We start from the raw sequence: 24,209 nt of genomic DNA, 5'->3' as shown, positions 1-24,209 counted from the left end.
GGTCAGAGGAGGAAGTAAGTTGCCTGAATTACCTGAAGTCGAGACCGTCAGACGAAGCTTGGAACGGACGGTCTCCGGAAAAACGATTTCTTCCGTCAAAGTATTTCATCCGAAGATGATTCGGGGAATGGAAGTCGCACCGTTCGTTGATGCATTGAAGCAAGAGCGAATCGAACGGGTCGAGCGTCGGGGGAAATTTTTACTGTTTACGTTTGAAAGATTTTATCTCGTCAGTCATTTGCGGATGGAAGGGAAGTATTTCCCTTATCCGCAGGCGATTGAGAAGGATAAGCATACACATGTCATCTTCCGCTTTACAGACGGTTCGGAACTGCATTACAACGATGTCCGGAAATTCGGCACGATGGAGCTGCGCGAGAAAGAGACCGCGATGTCGGTCCCGCCACTGGCCCAACTCGAACGGGAACCGTTTGATCCGACGTTTACGGCAGAAGTCCTGGCTGAAAACCTGATCCGGAAAAAGCGGAGCCCGATTAAAACCGCGCTACTCGATCAATCGATTTTTTTAGGACTGGGGAACATTTATGTCGATGAGACGTTGTTTGCTGCCCGGGTCCATCCGTTAACGAAATCAGGGGCTTTGACGTTAGATGACATCTCACGGATTCATGTTGCCGGTGTGGATGTGTTAGGGAAAGCCGTTGAAGGCGGCGGGAGCACGATTCGGAGTTATGTGTCTCCGACCGGAAAAGGTGAATTCCAATTACAGCTTGCTGTGTACGGACAAACCGGTTCACCTTGTCCGAGGTGTGGGACAGCAATCGAGAAAATCAAAGTAGGTGGACGAGGGACGCACTTCTGTCCGACATGCCAACAGGTGGCTTTATGAGAATCGGACTGACCGGAGGAATTGCAACCGGAAAAAGTACGGTCTCTGCCTATCTACAACAACAGGGTGTCGTCGTCATCGATGCGGATCTTGTCGCCCGTCAAGTCATCGAACCGGGCGGGTTGGCTTATGAGGAAGTCAAAGCCGCTTTTCCGACAGCCTTTTCAGAAGGGGAACTCGTTCGTTCAAAACTCGGGGATATCATTTTTCACGATAATGAAAAGCGGATCATCCTGAATGAACTGATGCATCCGAAAATTCGGCAACAGATGTTAGAAATGGCGTCTCAAAACGAACAGGCCGGACAATCCATCATCGTTTTTGATATTCCATTACTGCTAGAAGGAGACTGGAAACAACTTGTCGATCAAGTCGTAGTGGTCTATTGCCCTGCTAAATTACAAAAGCAACGTTTGATGGAGCGGAATCATCTAACAGCAGAAGAGGCGCAAGCCAGAATGGATGCGCAACTCGATATCGAGCAGAAAAAGCGTTTGGCAGACTACGTTCTGACTAATGAAAGTACACGAGAAGCATTATACCGGCAAATCGATGACTGGCTAAAAACGATTCGTTCCGCATAAAGGAAAACCGTTTAGATCGGTTTTCTGCCTGGAAAAGTGTTTTCGTAATCAAAGTGGGAGAAAGTTACCAACTTCTCTCACTTTTTTTAGATTACGTAATGAAATCGCTTACATTTCATGATATAGTTCTATCTGTAAACGGAGCATCATCCGTCACATTGAAGGGGGATCCGAAAATGGGAGTCAAGGTGGCAGTTAACGGTTTTGGTCGAATTGGTCGAATGGTATTCCGGCGTCTAATCGCTGAGGGGAAAAGTGAGGTTGTCGCCATTAATGCAAGTTATCCGGTGGAAACATTGGCACATCTCATCAAATATGACACGGTTCACGGGAAATTTGCTTATCCAGTCGACATCATTGATGGGGCATTGATGGTGAATGGACGACAAATTCAAATCGTCAGCGAGCGCGACCCGGAACAGTTGCCGTGGGGGCAACTGGGCATCGATATCGTCGTTGAGGCAACCGGGAAGTTTAATTCAAAAACAGGTGCTGAAAAACATTTGACGGCCGGAGCTAAAAAAGTCGTCATCACGGCGCCAGCCAAAGGGGATTTACGTACGATCGTCATGGGGGTCAATGACGAGATGTATGATCACGAGACGGATGCGATCGTCTCGAACGCTTCGTGCACGACGAACTGTCTCGCACCTGTCGTTCAAGTCATCGACCGGGCGTTCGGGATTGAATCGGGTCTTGTGACGACGATTCATGCCTTTACGAATGATCAAAATAATATCGATAATCCGCATAAGGATTTACGACGGGCACGGGCTTGCGGATCATCGATCATTCCGACTTCGACCGGAGCAGCCAAAGCGATTTCACTCGTTTTACCGCACCTCGAAGGAAAACTCAACGGACTGGCACTCCGTGTTCCGACACCAAACGTCTCACTGGTCGATCTGGTTGTGGAAGTCAGCCGCGATACGACAGTCGCTGAAGTCAATGAGGCATTCGTGAAGGCAGCGGACGGAGCGCTCGACGGAATACTCGGTCTGACGATGGAACCACTCGTTTCGATCGACTTCAACGGAGAAGAGAAGTCAACAGTCGTCGACGGTCTGTCGACGATGGTCATGGGGGGACGACAGGTCAAAGTCCTCGCTTGGTATGACAATGAGTGGGGATACTCATGTCGTGTCGTCGATCTCGTTCATCTGGTTGGTGCACATATCGAGGCAAGCGGAAACGAACAAAAACAACTGGAGTTAAAATAAAATAATAATGAAGAATCGCTCTACAGCAACCTGTAGAGCGTTTTCTTCGAGAAAATATATTAAAATTCGAAATTTATCCTTGTGTATCTTTTTGATACTCGCTATAATTCAAATCGTGAACTTCAATCGGTCTGGCAATCGCAGCTTAAAGGGTTAGGACCTCTCTGGACTAACTTTCCCCCGTGGGTGCGAACGACTCAGGCGCAAAGTAAGTGATCAACTACTTTGAAGACCATTGAATGTAGGGGGGATCCACAAATGGATACTATGGGAAGACACATTATTGCAGAACTTTGGGATTGTAATCCTGAAAAATTGAACGACATGGAATTTGTAGAACGACTTTTTGTTGATGCAGCACTTCAAGCAGGTGCGGAAGTACGCGAAGTCGCATTCCATAAGTTTGCTCCACACGGCGTCAGCGGCGTCGTTATTATTTCTGAATCGCATTTAACGATTCACAGTTTCCCAGAGCATGGTTATGCATCTGTTGATGTATTTACATGTGGCGATCGAATCGATCCGACCATCGCAGCGCATTATATCGCTGACGGACTCGATGCGAAAATCCGTGAAAATGTCGAAATTCCACGTGGTATGGGACCTGTTGAAGTTCCGGCTGCTAAGGTTCAGCACGTTAACTGACAAAAACACGAATCAACAAGCCCTCGTCTTATGGCGAGGGCTTTTTAATATGTCTGACGTCTGTTATTCTTAATAGTAGAAGAAAACAGAAAAAGGGTGATGAGGGAATGGGACTGAAAGAACGGTTACAAAAACAAATGGAAACGTCAGATACACATAAAAACGAAAAGTTACGGACCCATTACTATGCAGCGACCGTAGAGATGTTATTTACGGGGGTGGAAGCGACAGTAACAAAACAACAGGGAAAAGTTAAGCGGATCGATCAAGGGCGCGGAGAACTTGCGTTTAGTGCACCTGGCTTAGATGGTCTGGCGACTGTCATCATGGTGGGATCCGGCCGTACGGCTGTTGATTTGTTCCTGCACCGCGACGGTTTGCTTGGTCCCGATCTTGAAAAATGGATTGAATCCATTTATCAGGAGCTTGATTCGACGTATCGTTTAAAAATGATCGGTACGAAAGAAATTACGTGAATGGAGGTACGACATGCGTTGTCCAGCCTGCAACTATAACGGGACAAAAGTATTAGATTCGAGACCCGTGCAAGATTTTGGTTCGATTCGCAGACGGCGGGAATGTGAATCATGTGGCTATCGCTTTACGACATTTGAGATGGTAGAACAAACGCCTCTCATCATCGTCAAAAAAGATGGAACACGTGACGAATTCAATCGGGACAAAATCTTGCGTGGATTAGTCCGAGCATGTGAAAAACGGCCGATTTCCATTGAACAACTGGAAACAGTCGTCAGCCGGGTTGAAAAAACACTACGAGCAACGGCACAACATGAAATTCCGAGCGAACAGGTCGGACGACTCGTGCTGAATGAACTCGCTTCTGTCGATGAAGTAGCGTATGTCCGGTTTGCCAGTGTCTATAAGCAATTTAAAGACATCAATGTCTTTTTCCAGGAATTATCCGAATTGATGGAACGTCATCAAGACACTGAACGGGAAAATCAAACCTAATGAAGGAGAGGTCGTCTGACTGTTCAGAACGCCCTCTCTTTTTCTCACGAAAGAAGGGATGAAGCAAATGATGGAACGTGAATTGTCAGGGACCGATCTCTGCTTGATCATGAGTAATGGTGTCGTCGACCGGGAAGCATATCAGTCCCTCTACTATCTGTATCAACCAATTATCGGTGTGAAAGCGCTTGGTCTGTACCAAACGTTTTGGAGCGAGATGATTCCCGGTAAGACGAAATCGCAATACATCTCGCATGCAGAACTCGGCACGCTGCTCGGATTTTCAGTCGATGAATTCAAAGAAGAACTGTTTAAGCTCGAGGGGATTGGTTTGATCCGGACCTTTGAAGCGAAACAGGCCGCTTACCGTTATGTCTATCAAATCCGTGTCCCGTTAGCACCAAACACATTTTTAAACGATGGGGTGCTGTCGAGCTTACTGTTCTACCGCGTCGGCGAAATTCGTTTCCGTGCTTTACAAAATCGTTTCCGGACTGATCCGCTACCGAAAAACGTCGTCGACCGGACTGTCCGGTTTGATCAAGTATTTGACGTCAAGGCAGGACTCGCCTCTGCGCATCAGCCGAAATCCTATGCGAAACAGGAACGGGCAGCTTACGAATTTGATTATTCGTTTGACCTTGAAGAAATGAAACGCCAAACCGATCGCTTCTTGCCACGCAGTTTTTATACGAAATCGATTGACCATCTGTTGTTGAAACTGGCGTACGTCACACAATCGAACGAAGCCCTCATGGCAGAACTCCTGAACGCCCGTTTCCGTCATGAAGCGTACTTGCCGATGACGGACAGTGAAAAGCAAGAACGGTGTAAACAGATGATGCTGTCGGCGAAGCAGAAACTCAGCCGGGAAAAGAAAGCCAAGGTTGCCGTTCTCGAAGAAGTAGAGGTCGGGGAGCTGAGCGAAACGGAGACGATGGAAGGAACGCATCCGAAGCATTACGTTGCGAAACTAAGAAAAGTCAAAGCACTGTCGGAGCGTGATGAAGAGTTGATTCAGCAATTGATCATCGACTATGAGATGTCGTCCGGAATCGTCAACGCAGCCTATTATTATGCGTTAGTCATTAAAAAGGATAACCGTTTCAGTAAGAACTTCCTTCTCTCGATCGTGGATGACTGGAAACAAAAAGGATACGTCACGGCAGCCGAAGCATTGGCGAAAACGAAAGAACAGGACGAATTGATTTCGAAAAAGCAGGATCAGAAACAAGAGCGTTCACGGCAAACGGTCGGTGGACGAAGAGGTCGTTCCAATGCGACCGGGCCGAATCCGAAATGGTTGCAGGAAGAAAAAGAAAAACAACAGCAATATGAAGCGACGAAAAAAGCCAGTTTTGAAGCTGAGGTGCCAGATGATGAAGAAATGGAACGGATTCTGCGGGAACTCAAAGGCAAATAAAGGAGTAGTGAGATGGAACATATCCAATCATCGATTGAAAAGATTTTAAACCGGCCGGACGTGGCAGAATCGGTTCGAGCCATTCATCAGCGTGTCTTGTCACATCCGGGAGTTATCATGTTTTTACGGACGCACCCGGAAATTGATCAACGGACGATTGAACGGGGCATGCTGAAACTAAACGAGTATGCTGAACAGATGCACGGGAATCAAATCATTGAAAAGAAGGCCGTCATCGAAGGGTATCAACCTGTCCTGCATTTAGAAAAAGGTCAGATCATGGTTGCTTATGAAAAAACCCAGGCGTTACGCGACCGTGAAAACGAGCGGGCTCTCGAAAAGAAATTTAAAAGTCTGTTCTTACCGGATGAAGTCCGGGATGCGAACTTCAGTGACTTTGATTTGACGACGACGGACCGGAAGCTCGCTTTGCGTGCAGCTTCACAGTTTTTAAATACAGTCCGTTCAAAACAACAAGTCAAAGGATTGTACCTGCACGGCAGTTTTGGTGTCGGGAAAACGTATTTGCTTGCTGCAATCGGGAATGCATTAAAAAAGGAACGGGTTGCGACAATTTTGGTTCATGCACCCGGTTTCGTCTCGGAAGCGAAGCGGCGGATCCGGTCGGACAGTTTCGATACGTTTTTGGAAAGTTTTCAGACTGTGCCGGTTTTGTTGATTGACGACATCGGAGCGGAGTCAATCAGTCCGTGGGTCCGCGATGAATTATTCGGAATCATCCTGCAATACCGCATGATGCACCGTCTGCCGACCCTGTTCAGTTCCAACCTGTCGTATGACGAACTGGAGTTGCATTTCGGGATTACGAATGACCAGGGAGATAAACTAAAAGCGATGCGTCTGATGGAACGGATCCGGACGACGACGAATCCGGTCGAGTTTTTAGGTGAAAACCGACGGCGCTATTAATTTCTCTTGTCAAAGAAGTTCGACTTTCGCTATACTAAGGACACGATCTGTATAGATGTCAGCTACGATTGAGGACATGAAAAATGAACAGGGACCAAACAAGCGAGAGAAGGATGGTGAAAGCTTCTCATGGAATCCGTCATTTCTTTACTCCCTCATAGCTCAAGCGGGGCTAATCCGCTTGCGTGTCACGCCCGTTATCGCGTGTTCGAGCCGGTACATGGAAACATGTTCGGGAACGAGGGTGGTACCACGAGATTGAGACTCGTCCCTTTTTGAGGGATGGGTCTTTTTTATTTTAATTTATAGGGGGAAGCAGTCATGTCAAACATTGCTCTTACATTTCCAGATGGTGCAGTAAAAGAATTTACAGCCGGAACGACAGCTGAAGAAGTCGCCGCTTCAATCAGCCCGGGATTACGGAAAAAAGCGTTTGCCGCAAAATTAAACGGACAAGTCATCGATTACCGTCGTCCGATTGAGCAAGATGGTTCGATTGAACTCGTCATGCCGGATTCGGAAGAAGGACTGGATTTAATCCGTCACTCATCTGCTCACTTAATGGCACAAGCAATTAAACGCCTGTACCCGGACGAAACGATCCATCTCGGAATCGGACCGACGATCGAAAACGGGTTTTACTACGACATCGATATGGAGCGCCGCCTGACAGAGGAAGACCTGCCGGAAATCGAAAAGATGATGAATAAGATTGCCGGTGAAAACTTACCGATTGAGCGGGAAGTCGTTTCACGAGATGAAGCATTAGCTGTTTATCAGGAATTAAATGATCCGCTTAAAATCGAATTGATTGAATCGATTCCTGCCGATCAGGATTTAACGTTCTATCGTCAAGGCGAGTTCTTCGACTTATGCCGCGGACCACATGTGCCGGCGACGGCTAAGTTACAAGTCTTCAAATTGATGAGCATCGCTGGTGCTTACTGGCGTGGGGATTCGAAAAATAAGATGTTGCAACGGATTTACGGAACAGCATGGGCAAACAAAGACCAACTGAAACAACACCTTCATTTCTTGGCGGAAGCGAAAGAACGCGATCACCGAAAACTCGGCAAAGAACTCGACTTGTTCTTCACATCTCAAGATGTCGGACAAGGATTACCGATGTGGTTACCAAAAGGGGCGGCCATCCGCCGGACGGTCGAGCGTTATATCGTCGATAAAGAACTTGAACTAGGATACGAGCACGTCTATACGCCGGTTCTTGGTTCGGTTGAATTGTACAAAACATCAGGACACTGGGATCACTATCAAGATGATATGTTTCCGAAAATGGAGATGGACAATGAAGAGTTGGTTCTCCGTCCGATGAACTGTCCGCACCATATGATGATTTATAAAAATGAACCGCGGTCGTACCGTGACTTACCGCTCCGCGTTGCAGAACTCGGTGGCATGCACCGGTATGAGATGTCGGGTGCGTTAACAGGTCTTCAGCGTGTCCGTTACATGGTTCTCAATGATGGACATACGTTTGTTCGTCCGGATCAAATGAAGGAAGAGTTCAAAGCAATCGTCCACTTGATTCAGGAAGTATATGCCGACTTCGGCATCACAGACTACAAGTTCCGTCTGTCGTACCGTGATCCGGCCGATAAAGAAAAATACTTCGACAACGATGCGATTTGGGAAATGGCGCAGCGTGAGTTAAAAGAAACGATGGATGAGCTCGAACTGCCGTACTTCGAAGCAGAGGGCGAAGCCGCATTCTACGGACCGAAGCTTGACGTGCAGGTCCGCACAGCGCTCGGTAAAGATGAAACGCTGTCGACCGTCCAACTCGACTTCCTCTTGCCTGAACGCTTTGAGCTGACGTATAAAGGAAACGACGGACAAGATCATCGTCCTGTCGTCTTACACCGTGGTGTTGTCTCGACGATGGAACGATTCGTAGCGTACTTGATTGAAGAGTACAAAGGAGCGTTCCCGACGTGGCTCGCACCAGTTCAAGTCAAATTGATCCCGGTCTCAAGCGTACATGAAGACTACGCACGTGAAATCAAAACGATGCTCTTGAAAAAAGGGATTCGTGTCGAGACAGATTTCCGGGATGAAAAACTCGGTTACCGGATTCGGGAAGCGCAAGTCAACAAAGTACCGGTCATGCTCGTTTTGGGTGATAAAGAAATCGAAGCGCGTGAAGTCAATATCCGCCGTTACGGTTCAAAAGATTCAAGCAACGCATCACTGGAACAGTTCGTCAGTGATTTGGAACAAGAAATCGCAAACCGTTCAAAATAAGGATTTAGTAATAGCAATAAGAGGGTGGCTCACAGCTGCCCTCTTTTTTTGTCCTACAGATTCTATGTCTGAATACCGATAATAGGGACAGAGAAGGGAGATGAAAAAATGAAAAGAAGAATGATGCTCGGAGTATGTCTGGTCTTGGTATTTCTGCTTTTACCTGATACAGAACATGCGATCAGTATGAAAAGTTACCGGATTACGCCACAGACAGAGCCAATTGATCCTGCACTTCGCGCTTATTCGACATATAATAGCCAAACCAAAAATCATTATACTCTCCGGTCGTACCTTGAAAAAATCGAGGCAGAAGGCGGAGGGACGTTAGTCTTGTCAAAAGGCGTGTATCTTTCCCCGTTACGCGTTGGGATTCCTTCCAATACGACCATCATTTTAGAGGATGGTGTCATCATCAAGAAGACGAAGGAGACCGGGACGCCAAAGCTTCAAGCAACAACAAGTATCTTTGATTTAGTACCGCCCTCTGTTTTACGGTTAAATACAACGGTCGGAACATACAGTGGATCCAAAAATATCAAAATCATCGGACGGGGAAGTGCTCAAATCGATTTGAATTATTTTCCACGCGGCTCGGCTTTTGCCATCGCACATAATGAAAATCTGTATCTCGGGGGAATCACGATCCGTCATCAACAAGGATCGCATGCGATTGAACTGGATGCGACAAAAACGGCACTCATTGAAAACATGCACTTTGTCGATGCGAAGATGATTGCCGGGACAGGTCCGAATGAATCCATTAATCTGGATACGCCGGATCCGGTCACGAAAGGATTTCAATGGAAATGGTCGGCGCAAGACCGGACACCGAATCATGACATCACGATTCGAAATAACGGCTTCACCAATGTTAATGTCGCAATCGGCACACACCAATACTCTCAAAATCGTCCGCATACGGCGGTCCGTATTTTAAATAACGTGATTGACGGGACGAAAGATCATGCGATTTCAATGATGAACTGGAACCAACCGGTCATTCAATACAATACGATTCGAAACGTTCACCGTCCAGATGGGAAAGCCATCGCTATCTTGGGACGAGGAGTAGTCGGTGGCAGCATCAAACAGAATCGTCTGGAAAAGATCGACCGGGCCATTCAATTTCAGCCACACGTCAATTATGGATTCAAGCCGCTGTACAATCGGTTTACGGATAAAGAAAAACTGAGCTTTCGTCAGAACGAAGTAAATCAAGCAACAGTAAATCAAGTCGTTTTGTTTTCCAAGTTAGGTGTTTTTTCGGCGGAAACATCGGAACGCTTTAATTTTGTTCCATAAAAAAAGTCTATTCCTTTACGGAATAGACTTTTTTTTATGGAAACATTATTTTTGCATTTGTTGTAAGAACGGTTGGATATCGACTTTTAGCGCTTCTGATAATTTTTTACCAAGCGACTCATCCGCGCGGTAGAAGTTACAGATGGCAAGCAAGACGGTATTCTCATGGCGGACTTGTTTTAAGTCATCCACTAAATTGTTCAGGAGTGCCATTTGTTCTTCTTCTGTCATGCGACGGTATACTTCACCGGCTTGACCGAAGTTGTTAGTTTTTTCGATTTCGAGACGGCCATGGATGTCATCATACAACGGTTGGTTTTCTTCCGTGTATTCCGGTGTCTGTTTCGGCTCATCCTGATAACGGTTCGGTTCATAGTTGACCGGGCTTGATTGCTGTCCGACCGGCATTGCACCATCACGTTGGTAGTTGTTGACTTGAGCGAACGGACAGTTGATCGGCAACTGTTGGTAGTTTGTTCCGATCCGGTAACGTTGCGTATCTGAATAAGAGAAGAGACGTCCTTGAAGCAACTTATCTTCAGAAGGCAACATGCCTGGAATTAAGACACCCGGGTTAAAACCGACTGATTCAGTTTCAGCAAAGTAGTTATCGACGTTTTTGTTTAAGACCATTGTGCCGACATGTTGGAACGGGATGACATCTTCGAACCAGTCTTTTGTTGCATCGAGCGGATCAAAGTCAAAATTGTCGACATCTGACGGGTCAAGAACTTGGACGAACAGATCCCACTCCGGGAAGTCTCCGTCTTCGATTGCTTGGAACGTATCGTTTGAAGCATGGTTGAAATCTTTTCCTTGAATTTCTGTCGCTTCGTCCGCTGTCAGGTTATGGACACCGACTTTCGGCACCCAACGCAATTTGACATAAACCGTATTTCCGTGTGCATTCACCCATTTAAAAGCATGGACGGATGAACCGCGCATTTTACGGTAGCTTGCCGGAATACCTTCATCTGTAAACAGGTGCATCAACATGTTTGTCGATTCCGGACGCAATGTCATGAAGTCCCAGTAGCGGTCCGGATCTTGAATATTCGTACGTGGATCCGGTTTTAGCGAGTGGACCATATCCGGAAATTTCATCGCATCACGAATGAAGAAGACCGGTAAGTTATTACCGACGAAATCCCAGTTTCCTTCTTCTGTATAGAACTTAACCGAGAAGCCGCGTGGATCGCGTAATGTTTCAGGAGAATGTGTACCGTGAATAACGGTTGAGAAACGAGCGAATACAGGAACCTCTGTACCTTCGTTTTGAAGGAACGCAGCTTTTGTATATTTCTTCATCGAGTTTTTCACTGTGAAGACCCCGTGTGCACCAAAACCGCGGGCGTGAACGACACGTTCCGGAACACGTTCCCGGTCGAAGTGGGCCATTTTCTCAATCAATTGATAGTCTTCGAGTAATGTAGGACCTCTACGACCTGCCGTGCGCGAATTCTGATTGTCGCCAATCGGAACACCTTGATTAGTGGTTAATCGTTTTTCATTCATTAATAACTCCCCCTTATGTAAAAGATTACATTGATTATAAAACAATAATTATTCTAAATAAAGAATAATGCTCTGCAAATTCTGAAAACTTTTTCTGCCCTTTTTTATTTACCCAGGGTAACAACCTTAGAAACTTCTTGCTAAAACGAGACAGGATTGCTATTATAATCAAGTATCTGAGCAACGTTCTAACCGAACAGATATAGCGGCTTGACATCGAGGGAAAACAAGTGCTATGATAGCAAAGTGAAATGACAACAAAGCAGAAGCATCCCGCTTCTCACCACGTATAGCAATCTATGCTGGTCCATCATGATGATATGTGATAGTAGAGTGTTCTCTGACTATTGTATACTTTATGAGTGTGGGCGGGAAAAACTGCCGACGCTTTTTTTATAGCGTTTTATATCATTCATTTTTCGTGCTCTGCACGATGGAGGTGCTAACCATTAGCAAAGATCTGTTAATCAATGAAGGCATTCGCGCTCGAGAAGTTCGTCTTATCGGAGCGGATGGTGCTCAACTTGGAGTCCAGTCGCGTACAGAAGCGTTACGTTTAGCTGAGGAAGCTGACCTTGACCTCGTCATGGTCGCACCACAAGCTACGCCGCCAGTATGTAAAATCATGGACTACGGTAAATACCGTTTTGAGTTACAAAAAAAGGACAAAGAAACTCGGAAGAATCAGAAAGTGATTCAGATGAAAGAAGTCCGTCTCAGCCCGACAATCGAGGAGAATGACTTCCAAACGAAGTTCCGTAATGCGAAGAAATTCTTGGAGAATGGTAACAAAGTGAAAGCGAGCATTCGTTTCCGCGGACGTGCCATCACTCACTCAGAAATCGGTAGACGTGTCCTCGAACGTCTCGCTACAGAATTAAGCGAGTTCGGTGTCATTGAACAGAGACCGAAGATGGAAGGACGCAGCATGTTCCTAGTGCTTGCTCCAAAGAAAGAAGACTAATCGAATCGAAGTAGGAGGGAATCTCTCATGCCTAAAATGAAATCGCACCGCGGTGCTTCTAAGCGTTTCAAACGTACTGCTTCTGGTAAATTGAAACGTGGTCGTGCTTACACAAGCCACTTATTCGGTAACAAATCAACTAAAGCGAAACGTAAATTACGTAAAGCTAGCATGGTATCATCGGGTGACTTTAAACGTATCCGTCACATGATCGCTAAGTAATTTACCCAATCGTACACAGATTTAGGAGGGAATTTATATGCCACGCGTAAAAGGCGGATATACGACTCGTCAACGTCGTAAAAAACAACTCAAATTAGCTAAGGGCTATTACGGCTCGAAACATACACTCTTCAAGGTTGCAAAACAGCAGGTCATGAAATCTCTCATGTATGCTTACCGTGACCGTCGTCAAAAGAAACGTGACTTCCGTCGCCTCTGGATCACTCGGATCAATGCGGCTGCACGTATCAACGGTCTTTCTTACAGCCGCATGATGCATGGTCTTAAATTAGCAGGTATCGACGTTAACCGTAAGATGCTCGCTGACCTCGCAGTTACAGATGCAACTGCATTTGCTTCACTTGCTGACACAGCAAAAGCAAAATTGAACGCTTAAGTTCTACAATTCGTCGGGGAATTTAATTCTCCGGCGTTTTTTTTGGATTCATGGTAAAATAAAAAAGCGCATTTTATGGGCTGAGGCAATTTTTTTAGATTAAAAGGAGAATTAAGATGGACTGGTTGACACTTTTTGAAATGCAGGAACAATTGGATAAACGGATTCAGTCAGAACATAATTTGACGGGAAATCAATTTGATGAACGTTTGCTGGCGCTATTAGTGGAGCTTGGTGAGCTTGCGAACGAAACGCGTTGTTTTAAATTCTGGTCGACAAAAGGACCATCGGCTCAAGTCACGATTCTCGAAGAGTATGTGGATGGTGTCCATTTTCTACTTTCGTTAGGACTTTCTTTAGAGTATCGTAAAAACGAATTTGTCGAAGGTGATTACTACCTGACGGCGACAGATGCGTTTTTAGATGTCTATAATAAGACAAACGTGTTTGCGATTTCGCGGACAGAACAAAGTTACGATGTTCTGATTGGTGCTTATCTCGCATTAGGTGCTACACTTGGATTTACACAAGAAATGATTTTCAAAGCTTATGTCGCGAAAAACGAGGCGAATCACGTTCGCCAAGACAACGGTTACTGAGGAGGAAATCAGATGAATGAACAATTACATATGCTGAAACGTCTTACGGACGCAACGGGTGTTCCCGGAAATGAGAAAGAAGTACGTCAATTAATGCGCGAATATCTCGAACCGCATGCAGAAAACTTCCATCAAGATGGATTAGGCAGTTTGTTTGCCGAACGTCAAGGGGCGGGAGAAGATGCACCACGGATTTTGATTGCCGGGCATATGGACGAGGTCGGATTCATGGTCACGAAGATTGATGAGAAGGGATTCCTTCGCTTCCAACCACTCGGTGGATGGTGGGGACAGGTTCTTCTTGCGCAGCGTATGAATATTGTCACGTCATCTGGCGAAGTCATTCCAGGTGTGATTGGTGCGAAACCACCTCATGTTTTACCACCGGAAGCGCGCAATAAACCAGTCGATATCAAAGAGATGTTCATCGATATCGGCGCTACTTCGAAAGAAGAAGTCGAGGGGTGGGGGATCCGACCGGGAGATACGGTTGTTCCGCATTGCGAATTTACTGTGATGAAAAATGATAATTTCTTGATGGCAAAAGCGTGGGATAACCGTGTCGGGTGCGCCATTGCAATCGAAGCGATCAAACGCTTAAAAGAAGAGGGGCACCCGAATACGATTTTTGCCGGTGCTACCGTGCAGGAAGAAGTCGGCTTACGCGGTGCTCAAACGATTGCAAATCTGCTTCGCCCGACGATTGCGTTTGCAGTCGATACAGGAATTCCAGGAGACACACCAGGTATGACGGACCGTGAAGCTTTGTCGAAACTCGGAGAAGGCGTTCAAGTCATCCTGTTTGATGCCACAATGATTGCACACCGTGGATTGATTGATTTTGTCACAACTGTTGCTAAAGAAGAAAACATTAAATATCAATTGGATCTGACACCGGGTGGTGGAACAGATGCAGCGAAATTCCATCTGTCTCATACAGGTGTGCCTTCTCTTGCACTGACTGTTCCGATTCGCTACCTGCATACAAATGTTTCAATCATGCATAAAGCAGATTTCGAAGCAGCCGTGGACTTGATCGTCGCGGTAACAAAACGTTTAGATGCAGAGACGGTCCAAGCGATTTACGAGGGGTAAACTATGAAACACATTTCATCTGCAAAAAACGAAATCGTTAAACAATGGAAAAAATTACTGACTAAAAAAGGACGTCTGCAAACAAAACGTTTCCTGATTGAAGGGGAACATTTAGTCGAAGAAGCCGTTCGTGCCGGAATCATTAAAGAGTTAATCGTGCGCGAAGATGTTCAAGTACCGGGTTCGTGGAAAAAGAATGCCGCTGATTTGATCACGATTGATGAATCAGTCGCAAAAGTACTCTCTGAAACAGAAACGACACAAGGGATTTTTGCTGTCTGTGAGATGAAACAGCAAACTGAACGCTTGGAACGCGGACGTTACCTCTTACTCGACCGTCTTCAGGATCCAGGTAATGTCGGTACAATGATTCGGACGGCAGATGCTGCCGGATTCGACGGAGTGATCATCGGACATGGAACGGTTGATGTCTACAACAGTAAAGTCCTCCGGGCGACACAAGGATCCATCTTCCATTTACCGGTCATCATGATGTCACTTGAAGAAGCCGTTCAAGACTTACATGAACTGGGTGTCTTCATTTTAGGGACTGACTTACGTGGAGCTCAACCGTACACAGATGTTGAGAACCTGGGTGCCATCGGATTGATTATCGGAAACGAAGCGCAAGGTGTTGCTCCCGAGTTGCTTGATCAGTGTGATGGTCGGGCATACATCCCGATTCGCGGAAAAGCAGAGTCCTTAAATGCGGCAGTTGCCGCTGGTATTTTACTGTATCATTTTGCTCCGGCTGATTGAATCCAAGGAACGTTCATGCTAAAGTGAATTACAGCATCATATTTACCTAGACAACGATGGAACAGAGTAGGTTAGAAAACGATTCGATCAGGGAGAGGAAGCCTTAGACTGGGAGCTTCTTTACGAGTCTGCTAGCTGAATTCACTCCGGAGTCGCACGAGAGATCGTGACGGGAGGCGCCCGTTACCGCGCCACTTGAGGACTTGAGGAATTCAGGTCGAACAAGGGTGGTACCACGATTAAATTGAATCGTCCCTTCGGCATTTTGCCGGAGGGACGATTTTTTTATTTGGAAAAGGAGTGAGGAATATGCGTGAACAATTAGAAGCATTGCGTGATGAAGCGCTACAACTGGTCAAGCAGGCAAGTACACAAAAAGAATTAAACGATGTCCGGGTGAAATATCTTGGTAAAAAGGGACCGATTACAGAAGTTCTCCGGGGAATGGGAAAACTTTCAGCAGAAGAACGACCGGTCGTTGGAGAAATCGCGAATGCCGTCCGCGGTGTGATTCAAACAGAACTCGAACAACGCCTTGTCGATGTAAAACAACAGGAAATGGATGCGAAATTAGCGCTCGAAGCGATTGATGTAACACTTCCGGGTCGTCCGAAACAGGTCGGACAAGCGCATTTACTGCAACAAGTAACGGATGAAATCGAAGATATCTTTGTCGGACTTGGCTATACGATTGCTGAAGGTCCGGAAGTCGAACAGGACTTGTTCAACTTCGAAATGTTGAATTTGCCGAAAGATCATCCGGCCCGTGATATGCAGGATTCGTTTTACATCACGGATGAGATTTTAATGCGTACCCATACATCACCGGTACAAGCGCGGACGATGCTCGCTTCAAAAGGTGAACCCATCCGGATTCTTTGTCCCGGAAAAGTCTATCGCCGGGATGAAGATGATGCGACGCACTCGCACCAATTCATGCAAGTCGAAGGTCTGGTCGTCGGCGAAGAGATTTCAATGGCAGACTTAAAAGGAACACTTGAAGCATTCGTTAAACAAATGTTCGGTGAAGCACGTGAAATTCGTTTACGTCCAAGCTTCTTCCCGTTCACTGAACCATCGGTCGAAGTCGATGTGTCCTGTTTTAAATGTGGCGGTAAAGGCTGCAACATCTGTAAACAGACAGGCTGGATTGAAATTTTAGGAGCAGGTATGGTTCATCCGCACGTGCTTGAAATGGCGGAATATGACAGTACGAAAATGTCTGGCTTCGCCTTCGGAATGGGGATTGAACGAATCGCCATGTTGAAATATGGTGTTGATGATATTCGCCACTTCTATACGAATGACGTTCGCTTCAGCGAACAGTTTTAAGGGGGAAAACAGATGTTAGTCTCAAAACAATGGTTACAGGAATTTGTTGATGTTCGTCAGAAGACAGGTCAGGAATTAGCTGACTTGATTACGAAAAGTGGGATTGAAGTCGAATCTGTCGAGGTGCGGGATGCTGACTTAAGTAATATCGTCGTCGGTCGCGTTCTGACGAAAGAAAAACACCCGGAAGCCGATAAATTAAACGTCACGACGGTCGATATCGGGCAAGAAGAGCCGGTTCAAATCGTTTGTGGTGCACCGAATGTCGATGCCGGACAAGATGTCATCGTCGCTCGTGTCGGAGCCCGTCTGCCTGGCATTAAAATCAAACGCGCTAAACTGCGTGGTGTTGTTTCAGAAGGCATGATCTGTTCGCTTGAAGAACTCGGATTGGAGAAAAAATACATCCGTGAAGATGAACAGGATGGCATTCATACGTTCCGTGAACCGGTCACACCGGGTCAGGACGTCCTTGAATTGCTTGGTCTGCATGATGAGGTATTGGAACTCGGATTGACGCCGAACCGTTCGGATTGTTTGAGTATGTACGGCGTGGCACACGAAGTTGCTGGAATCTTGAATTCAACACCTGTCTTCCCGGACGTCGAAGTACCTGAGGGAACGGCATCGACTCAAGTCACCGTTCAACTGGACTCGGAAGCCTGTACGTTTTATGCGGCCCGGGAAATTCGTGATATTACAATCGGTGAATCCCCATTATGGCTAAAAAATCGTCTGATCGCGAACGGAATCCGCCCCATTAACAATGTCGTCGACATCACGAACTTCGTCTTACTGGAGACGGGACAACCGTTGCATGCTTTTGATGCAAAAAAATTAGGACAACAAATCGTCGTGCGCCAAGCAAAAGCCGGTGAAACGTTCCAGACATTAGATGAAGTTGAACGGACACTTGATCCGTCAATGCTCGTCATTACAGACGGCGAACGTCCGGTGGCACTTGCCGGTGTCATGGGGGGAGCGAACACGGAAGTTGATACAACGACGACTTCGATTGTCCTCGAATCTGCTTACTTTGCACCGGCATCCGTTCGGAAAACAAGCCGCGTGTTAGGTCTTCGTTCGGATTCGAGCTCGCGTTTTGAGAAAGGTGTCGATCCGCGTCGTGTCGTGTTGGCACTTGATCGGGCCGCAATGCTGATTGCTGAACTTGCAGGAGGTACGGTATTATCCGGAACAGCCCAAGCCGGTACACTTCAACTGGAGGATCATCTGATTGAAGGTAGTGTCTCGTATATTAACCACCGTCTTGGTATGGAAATTGAAGGAACTGTCATGAAAGATTTGCTCGAACGTCTTGGTCTTGAAGTCGAGCTGTCAGCAGATGCATTGACAGTAAGTGTACCGACACGTCGTCAAGATTTAATGATTCCGGCTGATTTAGCGGAAGAGGTCGCCCGTCTTTACGGATATGATGCGTTGACGTCAAGCCTACCGCGGGAAGCGAGTCGCGGTTTCTTACCAAAACGTAACCAGCATCGCCGTAAGATTCGTCACCTTCTTCAAGGTGCAGGTCTCTCACAAGCGATTACGTACTCCTTGACGAGTGAGCAACGCGCAATGCAATTCAACGAACAGCAGGATTTACATCCTGTTAAACTAGCGATGCCGATCAGTGAAGCCCGTTCAACACTCCGGACCTCGTTGATTCCGGGATTGCTTGAAGTCGCACAACACAATGCGGCGCGGCAACATGCAGACCTTGCCTACTATGAACTCGGAAGTGTTTATCTGCAACGTGATGCTTCACTTGAGACCTTGCCTCTTGAACAAGAAATGGTAGCAGGAATCATGGTAGGGCTGGCAGAGCAACACCGTGTTCACGGGACGCATGTCAAAGCAGACTTCTTCGTCATGAAAGGAATCGTCGAGACGCTCGCCGAAGCACTTGATGTCTCCTTAACGTATGAAGCTGTAGCCATGCAATCGATGCACCCGGGCCGGACGGCACGGATTTTCCTTGACGGTGAAGCAATTGGCTTTGTCGGACAAGTTCATCCTGGATTATCTAAAGAAGAATACGGTCTGAAGGAAGTATATGTCTTCGAACTCGATGCGATGACATTGCACTCAAAAGAAGCTCGCGTCTACCAAGAGATTTCACGTTTCCCATCGATGACACGTGACGTCGCGGTTGTGCTGAAGCGTGAAGTATCTGCGAGTGAAGTCGAAGCCGTCATCGTGCAAGCGGCAGGTCCTCTGTTGAAACAAGTGGAACTGTTTGATGTGTATACCGGTGATAATGTCGGAGCCGGTCAAAAGTCGTTTGCATTCTCGTTACGGTATCAGAATAAAGAACGGACACTCGTCGATGAAGAAGTCGCGACAGCCCATCAACAAGTAATCGAAGCTCTTCAATCATCGTTTGAAGCCGAGTTACGTTCTTAATCGTGTCATACAGCGTTCAAGATGTACTCAAAAGTAAATGATTGCCCGAAAAAGGGAGCTGGATGAATGTACATCCAGCTCTCTTTTGATGCATACAGAAAATCATGAAGCAAGTTCTTGCTCATGCGGTGGTTCATTTCGGCGGTTGAAAATAAAGTAGATGAAACCACTTGTGAGGACGATGGCACTGCAAAACAAAAACATATTCGAGTAGCCGATTTTGGCTGCAAGACCCGACAGTAGTAATGCGCCGAGACCAAACCCGCTGTCGTAAGCCAAGAAAAAGGTGGAAATGGCTTTCCCTTTTTGGTGTGGTGCGGCATAGGTCAGCATCACCGTCTGGAGTCCGGGGAAAATCGAAGCCGACCCGATTCCGATGATGAGTGCAGCCAAAAGTAACCCGGGTAACGAAGGGAAAACTCCTAAAAGAATAAAACCGAGACCATAGAGCAGGTAAGAAGGAAATAAAACGAAGCCTGGTCCTTTTTGGTCAAACCATCTGCCGGCAAGCGGACGGATTGCCACCATGCCAAGAGCGACGAGGGCATAAAAGTAAGAGGCGTAGGAAATATGGCCAATCGAATCCGTATACAGCGAAATAAAAGCCGCTGTACTGGAGATTGCGACACCGGCCAGAGCAGTTGCAAGTAATAATAACGGACGGGACAGGAAAAGTGATTGATGAAGCCGGAATACCCGCGTATTCGGTACATGTTGACTCGTCAACGGCAAACGGATCATCAGAACGAGTGAAACGAATGCAAGCAGTGCGACCGTGATGAAATAAAGGAAAAAGGCATCGTGTTGAATCAAACTGAGTCCAATGACCGGTCCGAGAACGGATGCGAGATTCATGGATAAAACAAAGTACCCCATGCCTTCACCTTGGCGGGTTTTCGGAATGAGTGTCGTTACGGCCAAGCTGATGGATGAAGACAACATCCCGAAACTAAAACCGTGAAAAATACGGACGATGATGAGATATAAAAAAGAATTCAAGGGAAGAACCAACAGATACAAAACACTCATCGTTGTGAACAATACTGCTGAAATTAACAGCATCCGTTTGACATCGTGGCGGTCAAGCCAATGACCAATTAATGGTCGGGAACAGACAGTTGCTAAAATGAAGCTGGTGACGACCCAGCCCAGTGCAGCTTGTGAAACATCAAATTGTTTAGCGGCAAGTAACGGAAGCGAAGCATTGAGTAGATAAAATGTAATGAACAACAACAGGTTAATCAATAAAGTCAGTACGTAATGACGATGAAATAAACGGTTTTTCAAAGGGAATCCTCCTGTTCATTTGGACGGTGTGTTGCCAGTAATTGTGTCATGACTGCTGCAATGATGGTTTGGTCGTCGACTGAAACAGGTTGCAGAAATGCACGATGAGCCGACTGGACTGCTTGATCGATTTCACGATAAGACTGACGGGCGGAAGGGGTTAAAGTAATCAGGCGTTTACGCCCAGAACCCGTTCGCGTGATGTAGCCCAACTCTTCGAGACGCGCAACGGTCTTGGTGACAGCGGGTTTTTCAATGACTAAGTATTTAGATAAGGCAACTTGCGAAACGGGTTCGAGAATGGCGACCGCTTTGATTAAACCCCATTGTCCGGTGTGTAATGAAAAAGGCAGAAGCGCCGCATCGATATCACGTTTGGCGAGGCGTGCTACTTTGGATAATTGTCCTAACAAATCTTCTTGAAATGTGTTCATATAAAAAACTCCTTTAAGTTAACTAGTTAACTTAAAGGAGTATACCGGATCGATGACACGATGACAAGTGATTTTTCTGAAGGAAGCGGAAAGGATGGTCAACATGAAGGTAATTGATGCAGCTAGCAGTCGATTCGAGTAGTCGTCGTGCATCAATCAGATGATGGAGTCACCACATTAGTTAAGCATATTAGTTAAGCACATAGCGGATTAGTTAAGCGCATTAAATGAAGAGTTTGAAATTTCTAGAAGCCAAAATGATCGGCTATTAAAAATAAAACGTTACAGCTTGCCGGAAATAGGGTAATTTTACGAAAAGAGAGCTGTTGTTCGATACTGGGCTGAATTCGTCGAATGATACCTTTGATTCTGAATAACAATACATGTTAAAAAAGTCGGAGATGTACTCTTTCATTACTTAACTTAATTTTACCATCATCACCTGAAGTTTAACTGGAGATGAGATGACCTGTATTTTTTAGCGGCAAAACCGGTCTGAACAATGTCACCGTTCGTTTAAACTTAGGAGGAGAGAACCTACATCATGAATCGTCCATATAAACATCTGTCAGAATTAATTGCTCCATTCCAACTTACATGCGAAGAAAATCCCTCCATCACGAGTATCGCGACAGACTCGCGCGAAGTGACAAACGGGAGTCTGTTTATTTGTGTACGCGGATATACCGTTGATGGTCATCAGTATGCCGAAGAGGCCGTTGCAAACGGAGCCGTTGCAATTTTAGCGGAAGAGCCATTACATGGATTAGCCGTTCCGGTCGTCATGTTACAGGATACAAAACATGCTGCAGGACAAGTGGCGGATTTGTTTTACGGCCATCCGAGTCAAAAAATGCGGGTTTATGGAATAACAGGTACGAACGGAAAAACGACGACAACAAAATTGACCTATGATTTATTCCGTGCTGCCGGACATAAGGTAGGAATGATCAGTACGATTGGTGCGATGATTGACGGAGAGATGATTGATACACCGAATACGACACCGGAAGCCATCATTTTACATCGTCTGTTACATCAAATGGTCGAGCAGGGCGTCACGGATTGTATAATCGAAGTTTCTTCCCATGCTTTAATGGAAGGGCGCGTCGAAGGAGTACAGTTTTATGCAGCGGCGTTTACGAACCTGACCCATGATCATCTCGACTATCATGCCTCGATGGAAGAATATGCGGAGGCAAAAGCCTTGTTGTTTAAACAAGTCGCAACGAGCGGTGGTCAAGCGGTCATTCTTAATGAAGCTGATCCGGCGAGCCACGTCATGGCGAGAGCAGCGGAAGGGGTACCTGTCACTTGGTATGCGACAAATGCGTTGTCGGAAGCACCCATCACGGTGGAATGGAAAGAAGAAACAGTCAGTGTCCGGATTGACGGGACAGTGACTGAGGTTCCGGTCTTTCTTCTTGGAGACTTCAATGCGGCGAATCTTGCGGCGGCAATCGGACTGATGCAGGCAGGTGAAGTCAATATGTACCAATTGATTCGACATATACCGGAACTTCGTTTGCCAAAAGGACGCTTGGAACAGATTCCGTTCGAGGGGTGTGAAGTGTATATTGATTATGCACATACACCGGACGGACTGGAGAAATGTCTGAAAGCATTGTCTCTTCCGGGTGAACCCTTATATCTGGTATTGAGTGCAGCCGGTGAACGGGATCGTTCCAAACGGGCAGTGATGGGACGTATTGCCAGTCAGTATTGTGATGGAATCATCGTGACGGTTCATGACCCGAGGCACGAAAACCCGCAGCAGATCATTAAAGAGCTTCTGAGTGACATCGCTCCCCGGAAAATCATTACGTGTCATGAGTCACGAAAAGAAGCACTTCAGATTGCGGCAAAGATTGCATTGGCCGGAAAGCGGATGGTCATCGTCGGTAAAGGACATGAACGGTTTGAACAGATTGGGACGGAGCATGTTCCGTTCGATGAAATCAAGATTTTAACGGATGAACTGATTCGATTATCCGGTCAAGAGTCTGCCATGTGAAAAACCGACCATTTTTGATTATGGTCGGTTTCTTTTCTCAGCTAAAGCTTCTGCTTTTTTCGTATTGGCAAAATGATATTTTGTCCATTCTTGTAAGCGTTCAGGTCCGTATTTTAACAAGAGGGAAGCAGCGACCTGGTCGACTTTAGCACCGGCTCCTTTAGGAATTTCCATGCCGGTCTGTCGGCTCAATTTGTCCATCTCCTTTAAGAAGATGGCCCGTGCTAGGATAGAAGCTGCCGCGACAGCGACATGTAATCCTTCTGCTTTCGTTGAAAAATAGACATTGTCTTTGACTTGTTTTGTTTCTCCGGAAAGATGTTTATAATAGGTGGCCTTTTCGGCGAATTGATCAATTAAGATGGCTTGCGGCGGTTCTTCCAGTTGAGTGAGTAATCCATTAAGCGCCGCATTATGAAGCAGGGCGGTCATTTTGCCTTGTGTCATCGTCCGTTGCATTTGATTGTAATCCGGATTATGAAGGATACGATATTCATAAGGAATGACAGCATGCAGATCACGCGCAATCGTTCGGATTTCCGGATCAGAGACATTTTTAGAGTCACGGACCCCGAGCTCACGGACCAGTTTGATTTTCGTGCTGTCGACATAAGCAGCAACGACGACTAAGGGACCAAAAAAGTCACCTTTTCCGACTTCATCACTGCCGACAACCGACCAATTGGCAAATCCTTCAGGTAAGGAGCCGCTTGCCGTCGAAGCTGCTTTTTTTGCAACAGGCGAGCCATACCGGGAAGCGACTGTTTCTGCTTCTTGTCCTTGAAACATGACTTTACCTGAATTATAGACGGTCAAGATACATCCGGTTGTTCGGGCGGCGAAACGTGCATACGGAGGAGGAGAGACTTGGTGACGTCCAAAATCCGAAATGACGGTTTCTTGTTTTTCTTTTGTTAACTTTAAAACGACTGTTCCCATGGCTTAATCACCCTTTCGGAAATAAGCATACCATCCTTAAGTCGGATGGTGG

23 protein-coding genes are annotated in these 24,209 nt (G+C 46.3%); 19 read left to right on the top strand and 4 right to left on the bottom strand.

Going from position 1 to position 24,209, the window contains the following annotated elements:
- The first annotated feature begins 19 nt into the window (after nt 1-19).
- The 10 genes from mutM (at nt 20) to KNP93_RS02220 (ending at nt 10,191) form a co-directional block, all read left to right on the top strand.
- A complete protein-coding gene (gene mutM, locus KNP93_RS02265; RefSeq protein ID WP_131502786.1) occupies nt 20-850 on the top strand; it encodes a DNA-formamidopyrimidine glycosylase in 831 nt (276 codons plus the stop codon).
- The gene (coaE, locus tag KNP93_RS02260; RefSeq protein WP_131972398.1) at nt 847-1,434 is read left to right on the top strand and encodes a dephospho-CoA kinase; all 588 of its coding nucleotides are present in this window, start codon (nt 847-849) and stop codon (nt 1,432-1,434) included. The genes mutM and coaE overlap by 4 nt, the downstream gene beginning before the upstream one ends.
- A 176-nt stretch (nt 1,435-1,610) precedes the next feature.
- Nucleotides 1,611-2,654 (top strand): glyceraldehyde-3-phosphate dehydrogenase, encoded by a 1,044-nt coding sequence (locus KNP93_RS02255; RefSeq protein WP_114595263.1) that lies wholly within the window; start codon nt 1,611-1,613, stop codon nt 2,652-2,654.
- 258 nt (nt 2,655-2,912) lie between these two features.
- Nucleotides 2,913-3,299 (top strand): adenosylmethionine decarboxylase, encoded by a 387-nt coding sequence (speD, locus tag KNP93_RS02250; RefSeq protein WP_214852902.1) that lies wholly within the window; start codon nt 2,913-2,915, stop codon nt 3,297-3,299.
- A 107-nt stretch (nt 3,300-3,406) separates the two neighbouring features.
- Nucleotides 3,407-3,775 (top strand): hypothetical protein, encoded by a 369-nt coding sequence (locus KNP93_RS02245; protein WP_131502784.1) that lies wholly within the window; start codon nt 3,407-3,409, stop codon nt 3,773-3,775.
- Between the two features lie 13 nt (nt 3,776-3,788).
- A complete protein-coding gene (nrdR, locus tag KNP93_RS02240; RefSeq protein ID WP_114595266.1) occupies nt 3,789-4,271 on the top strand; it encodes a transcriptional regulator NrdR in 483 nt (160 codons plus the stop codon).
- 67 nt (nt 4,272-4,338) lie between these two features.
- Nucleotides 4,339-5,694, top strand: coding sequence for a replication initiation and membrane attachment family protein (locus KNP93_RS02235; protein ID WP_026827756.1), 1,356 nt, complete (start codon nt 4,339-4,341; stop codon nt 5,692-5,694).
- Nucleotides 5,695-5,706: 12 nt separating this feature from the next.
- Entirely contained in the window at nt 5,707-6,624 is a 918-nt protein-coding gene (gene dnaI / locus KNP93_RS02230) for a primosomal protein DnaI (RefSeq protein WP_131502783.1), read from the top strand.
- A gap of 321 nt (nt 6,625-6,945) precedes the next feature.
- Entirely contained in the window at nt 6,946-8,886 is a 1,941-nt protein-coding gene (thrS, locus tag KNP93_RS02225; protein ID WP_131502782.1) for a threonine--tRNA ligase, read from the top strand.
- A gap of 108 nt (nt 8,887-8,994) precedes the next feature.
- Nucleotides 8,995-10,191, top strand: a complete 1,197-nt coding sequence (locus KNP93_RS02220; RefSeq protein WP_214852894.1) for a glycoside hydrolase family protein — start codon at nt 8,995-8,997, stop codon at nt 10,189-10,191.
- A 45-nt stretch (nt 10,192-10,236) separates the two neighbouring features.
- On the opposite strand, the gene KNP93_RS02215 is transcribed toward KNP93_RS02220, so the two are convergent.
- Entirely contained in the window at nt 10,237-11,706 is a 1,470-nt protein-coding gene (locus KNP93_RS02215; RefSeq protein ID WP_214852891.1) for a catalase, read from the bottom strand.
- A 433-nt stretch (nt 11,707-12,139) separates the two neighbouring features.
- On the opposite strand from KNP93_RS02215, the gene infC reads away from it, so the two are divergent.
- From infC to pheT, 8 genes are all read left to right on the top strand, one after another.
- Complete coding sequence (gene infC / locus KNP93_RS02210) at nt 12,140-12,670, top strand: translation initiation factor IF-3 (RefSeq protein WP_012371059.1); 531 nt, start codon at nt 12,140-12,142, stop codon at nt 12,668-12,670.
- A gap of 27 nt (nt 12,671-12,697) precedes the next feature.
- The gene (gene rpmI / locus KNP93_RS02205; RefSeq protein WP_012371058.1) at nt 12,698-12,892 is read left to right on the top strand and encodes a 50S ribosomal protein L35; all 195 of its coding nucleotides are present in this window, start codon (nt 12,698-12,700) and stop codon (nt 12,890-12,892) included.
- A 37-nt stretch (nt 12,893-12,929) separates the two neighbouring features.
- Nucleotides 12,930-13,289, top strand: coding sequence for a 50S ribosomal protein L20 (gene rplT, locus KNP93_RS02200; protein ID WP_012371057.1), 360 nt, complete (start codon nt 12,930-12,932; stop codon nt 13,287-13,289).
- A 116-nt stretch (nt 13,290-13,405) separates the two neighbouring features.
- Nucleotides 13,406-13,888 carry a dUTP diphosphatase gene (locus tag KNP93_RS02195; RefSeq protein WP_071500229.1) on the top strand — a complete coding sequence of 161 codons (483 nt, stop codon included), beginning with the start codon at nt 13,406-13,408 and terminating at the stop codon, nt 13,886-13,888.
- Between the two features lie 12 nt (nt 13,889-13,900).
- On the top strand, nt 13,901-14,983 hold the full coding sequence (locus KNP93_RS02190) for a M42 family metallopeptidase (protein ID WP_012371055.1): 1,083 nt from the start codon (nt 13,901-13,903) through the stop codon (nt 14,981-14,983).
- Nucleotides 14,984-14,986: 3 nt separating this feature from the next.
- The gene (locus KNP93_RS02185; RefSeq protein WP_026827761.1) at nt 14,987-15,742 is read left to right on the top strand and encodes a TrmH family RNA methyltransferase; all 756 of its coding nucleotides are present in this window, start codon (nt 14,987-14,989) and stop codon (nt 15,740-15,742) included.
- A 309-nt stretch (nt 15,743-16,051) separates the two neighbouring features.
- Nucleotides 16,052-17,074 carry a phenylalanine--tRNA ligase subunit alpha gene (gene pheS / locus KNP93_RS02180; RefSeq protein ID WP_026827762.1) on the top strand — a complete coding sequence of 341 codons (1,023 nt, stop codon included), beginning with the start codon at nt 16,052-16,054 and terminating at the stop codon, nt 17,072-17,074.
- A gap of 12 nt (nt 17,075-17,086) precedes the next feature.
- Complete coding sequence (pheT, locus tag KNP93_RS02175) at nt 17,087-19,483, top strand: phenylalanine--tRNA ligase subunit beta (protein ID WP_214852889.1); 2,397 nt, start codon at nt 17,087-17,089, stop codon at nt 19,481-19,483.
- 102 nt (nt 19,484-19,585) lie between these two features.
- Here the strand turns inward: pheT and KNP93_RS02170 are convergent, their stop codons facing one another.
- Both KNP93_RS02170 and KNP93_RS02165 read right to left on the bottom strand, forming a co-directional pair.
- Nucleotides 19,586-20,770, bottom strand: coding sequence for an MFS transporter (locus tag KNP93_RS02170; RefSeq protein ID WP_214852887.1), 1,185 nt, complete (start codon nt 20,768-20,770; stop codon nt 19,586-19,588).
- A complete protein-coding gene (locus tag KNP93_RS02165; RefSeq protein ID WP_214852885.1) occupies nt 20,767-21,204 on the bottom strand; it encodes a MarR family winged helix-turn-helix transcriptional regulator in 438 nt (145 codons plus the stop codon). Before KNP93_RS02165 ends, KNP93_RS02170 begins: the two co-directional genes overlap by 4 nt.
- A 544-nt stretch (nt 21,205-21,748) precedes the next feature.
- Here KNP93_RS02165 and KNP93_RS02160 point away from each other — a divergent pair.
- Entirely contained in the window at nt 21,749-23,218 is a 1,470-nt protein-coding gene (locus KNP93_RS02160) for a UDP-N-acetylmuramoyl-L-alanyl-D-glutamate--2,6-diaminopimelate ligase (protein ID WP_214852883.1), read from the top strand.
- Nucleotides 23,219-23,236: 18 nt separating this feature from the next.
- Here KNP93_RS02160 and rnhC read toward each other — a convergent pair whose 3' ends face one another.
- A complete protein-coding gene (rnhC, locus tag KNP93_RS02155) occupies nt 23,237-24,157 on the bottom strand; it encodes a ribonuclease HIII (RefSeq protein WP_131502775.1) in 921 nt (306 codons plus the stop codon).
- Nucleotides 24,158-24,209: the final 52 nt, after the last annotated feature.

Origin of the sequence: Exiguobacterium sp. s166 (assembly GCF_018618855.1) — a bacterium.
Lineage (GTDB): Bacteria > Bacillota > Bacilli > Exiguobacteriales > Exiguobacteriaceae > Exiguobacterium_A.
The sequence above is the reverse complement of the archived record's forward strand: the minus strand, read 5'-3'. Positions and strand labels throughout refer to the sequence as shown.

Bases quoted from the DNA above. Each gene is read 5' to 3' on its own strand.
- dnaI (WP_131502783.1), top strand. From the start codon at position 5,707: ATGGAACATATCCAATCATCGATTGAAAAGATTTTAAACCGGCCGGAC.
- rnhC (WP_131502775.1), bottom strand. From the start codon at position 24,157: ATGGGAACAGTCGTTTTAAAGTTAACAAAAGAAAAACAAGAAACCGTC.
- infC (WP_012371059.1), top strand. From the start codon at position 12,140: ATGGAGGTGCTAACCATTAGCAAAGATCTGTTAATCAATGAAGGCATT.
- KNP93_RS02220 (WP_214852894.1), top strand. From the start codon at position 8,995: ATGAAAAGAAGAATGATGCTCGGAGTATGTCTGGTCTTGGTATTTCTG.
- pheT (WP_214852889.1), top strand. From the start codon at position 17,087: ATGTTAGTCTCAAAACAATGGTTACAGGAATTTGTTGATGTTCGTCAG.
- speD (WP_214852902.1), top strand. From the start codon at position 2,913: ATGGATACTATGGGAAGACACATTATTGCAGAACTTTGGGATTGTAAT.
- KNP93_RS02185 (WP_026827761.1), top strand. From the start codon at position 14,987: ATGAAACACATTTCATCTGCAAAAAACGAAATCGTTAAACAATGGAAA.
- thrS (WP_131502782.1), top strand. From the start codon at position 6,946: ATGTCAAACATTGCTCTTACATTTCCAGATGGTGCAGTAAAAGAATTT.
- coaE (WP_131972398.1), top strand. From the start codon at position 847: ATGAGAATCGGACTGACCGGAGGAATTGCAACCGGAAAAAGTACGGTC.
- KNP93_RS02165 (WP_214852885.1), bottom strand. From the start codon at position 21,204: ATGAACACATTTCAAGAAGATTTGTTAGGACAATTATCCAAAGTAGCA.
- nrdR (WP_114595266.1), top strand. From the start codon at position 3,789: ATGCGTTGTCCAGCCTGCAACTATAACGGGACAAAAGTATTAGATTCG.
- KNP93_RS02255 (WP_114595263.1), top strand. From the start codon at position 1,611: ATGGGAGTCAAGGTGGCAGTTAACGGTTTTGGTCGAATTGGTCGAATG.
- pheS (WP_026827762.1), top strand. From the start codon at position 16,052: ATGCGTGAACAATTAGAAGCATTGCGTGATGAAGCGCTACAACTGGTC.
- KNP93_RS02190 (WP_012371055.1), top strand. From the start codon at position 13,901: ATGAATGAACAATTACATATGCTGAAACGTCTTACGGACGCAACGGGT.
- KNP93_RS02160 (WP_214852883.1), top strand. From the start codon at position 21,749: ATGAATCGTCCATATAAACATCTGTCAGAATTAATTGCTCCATTCCAA.
- KNP93_RS02235 (WP_026827756.1), top strand. From the start codon at position 4,339: ATGATGGAACGTGAATTGTCAGGGACCGATCTCTGCTTGATCATGAGT.
- rplT (WP_012371057.1), top strand. From the start codon at position 12,930: ATGCCACGCGTAAAAGGCGGATATACGACTCGTCAACGTCGTAAAAAA.
- KNP93_RS02245 (WP_131502784.1), top strand. From the start codon at position 3,407: ATGGGACTGAAAGAACGGTTACAAAAACAAATGGAAACGTCAGATACA.
- rpmI (WP_012371058.1), top strand. From the start codon at position 12,698: ATGCCTAAAATGAAATCGCACCGCGGTGCTTCTAAGCGTTTCAAACGT.
- KNP93_RS02215 (WP_214852891.1), bottom strand. From the start codon at position 11,706: ATGAATGAAAAACGATTAACCACTAATCAAGGTGTTCCGATTGGCGAC.
- KNP93_RS02195 (WP_071500229.1), top strand. From the start codon at position 13,406: ATGGACTGGTTGACACTTTTTGAAATGCAGGAACAATTGGATAAACGG.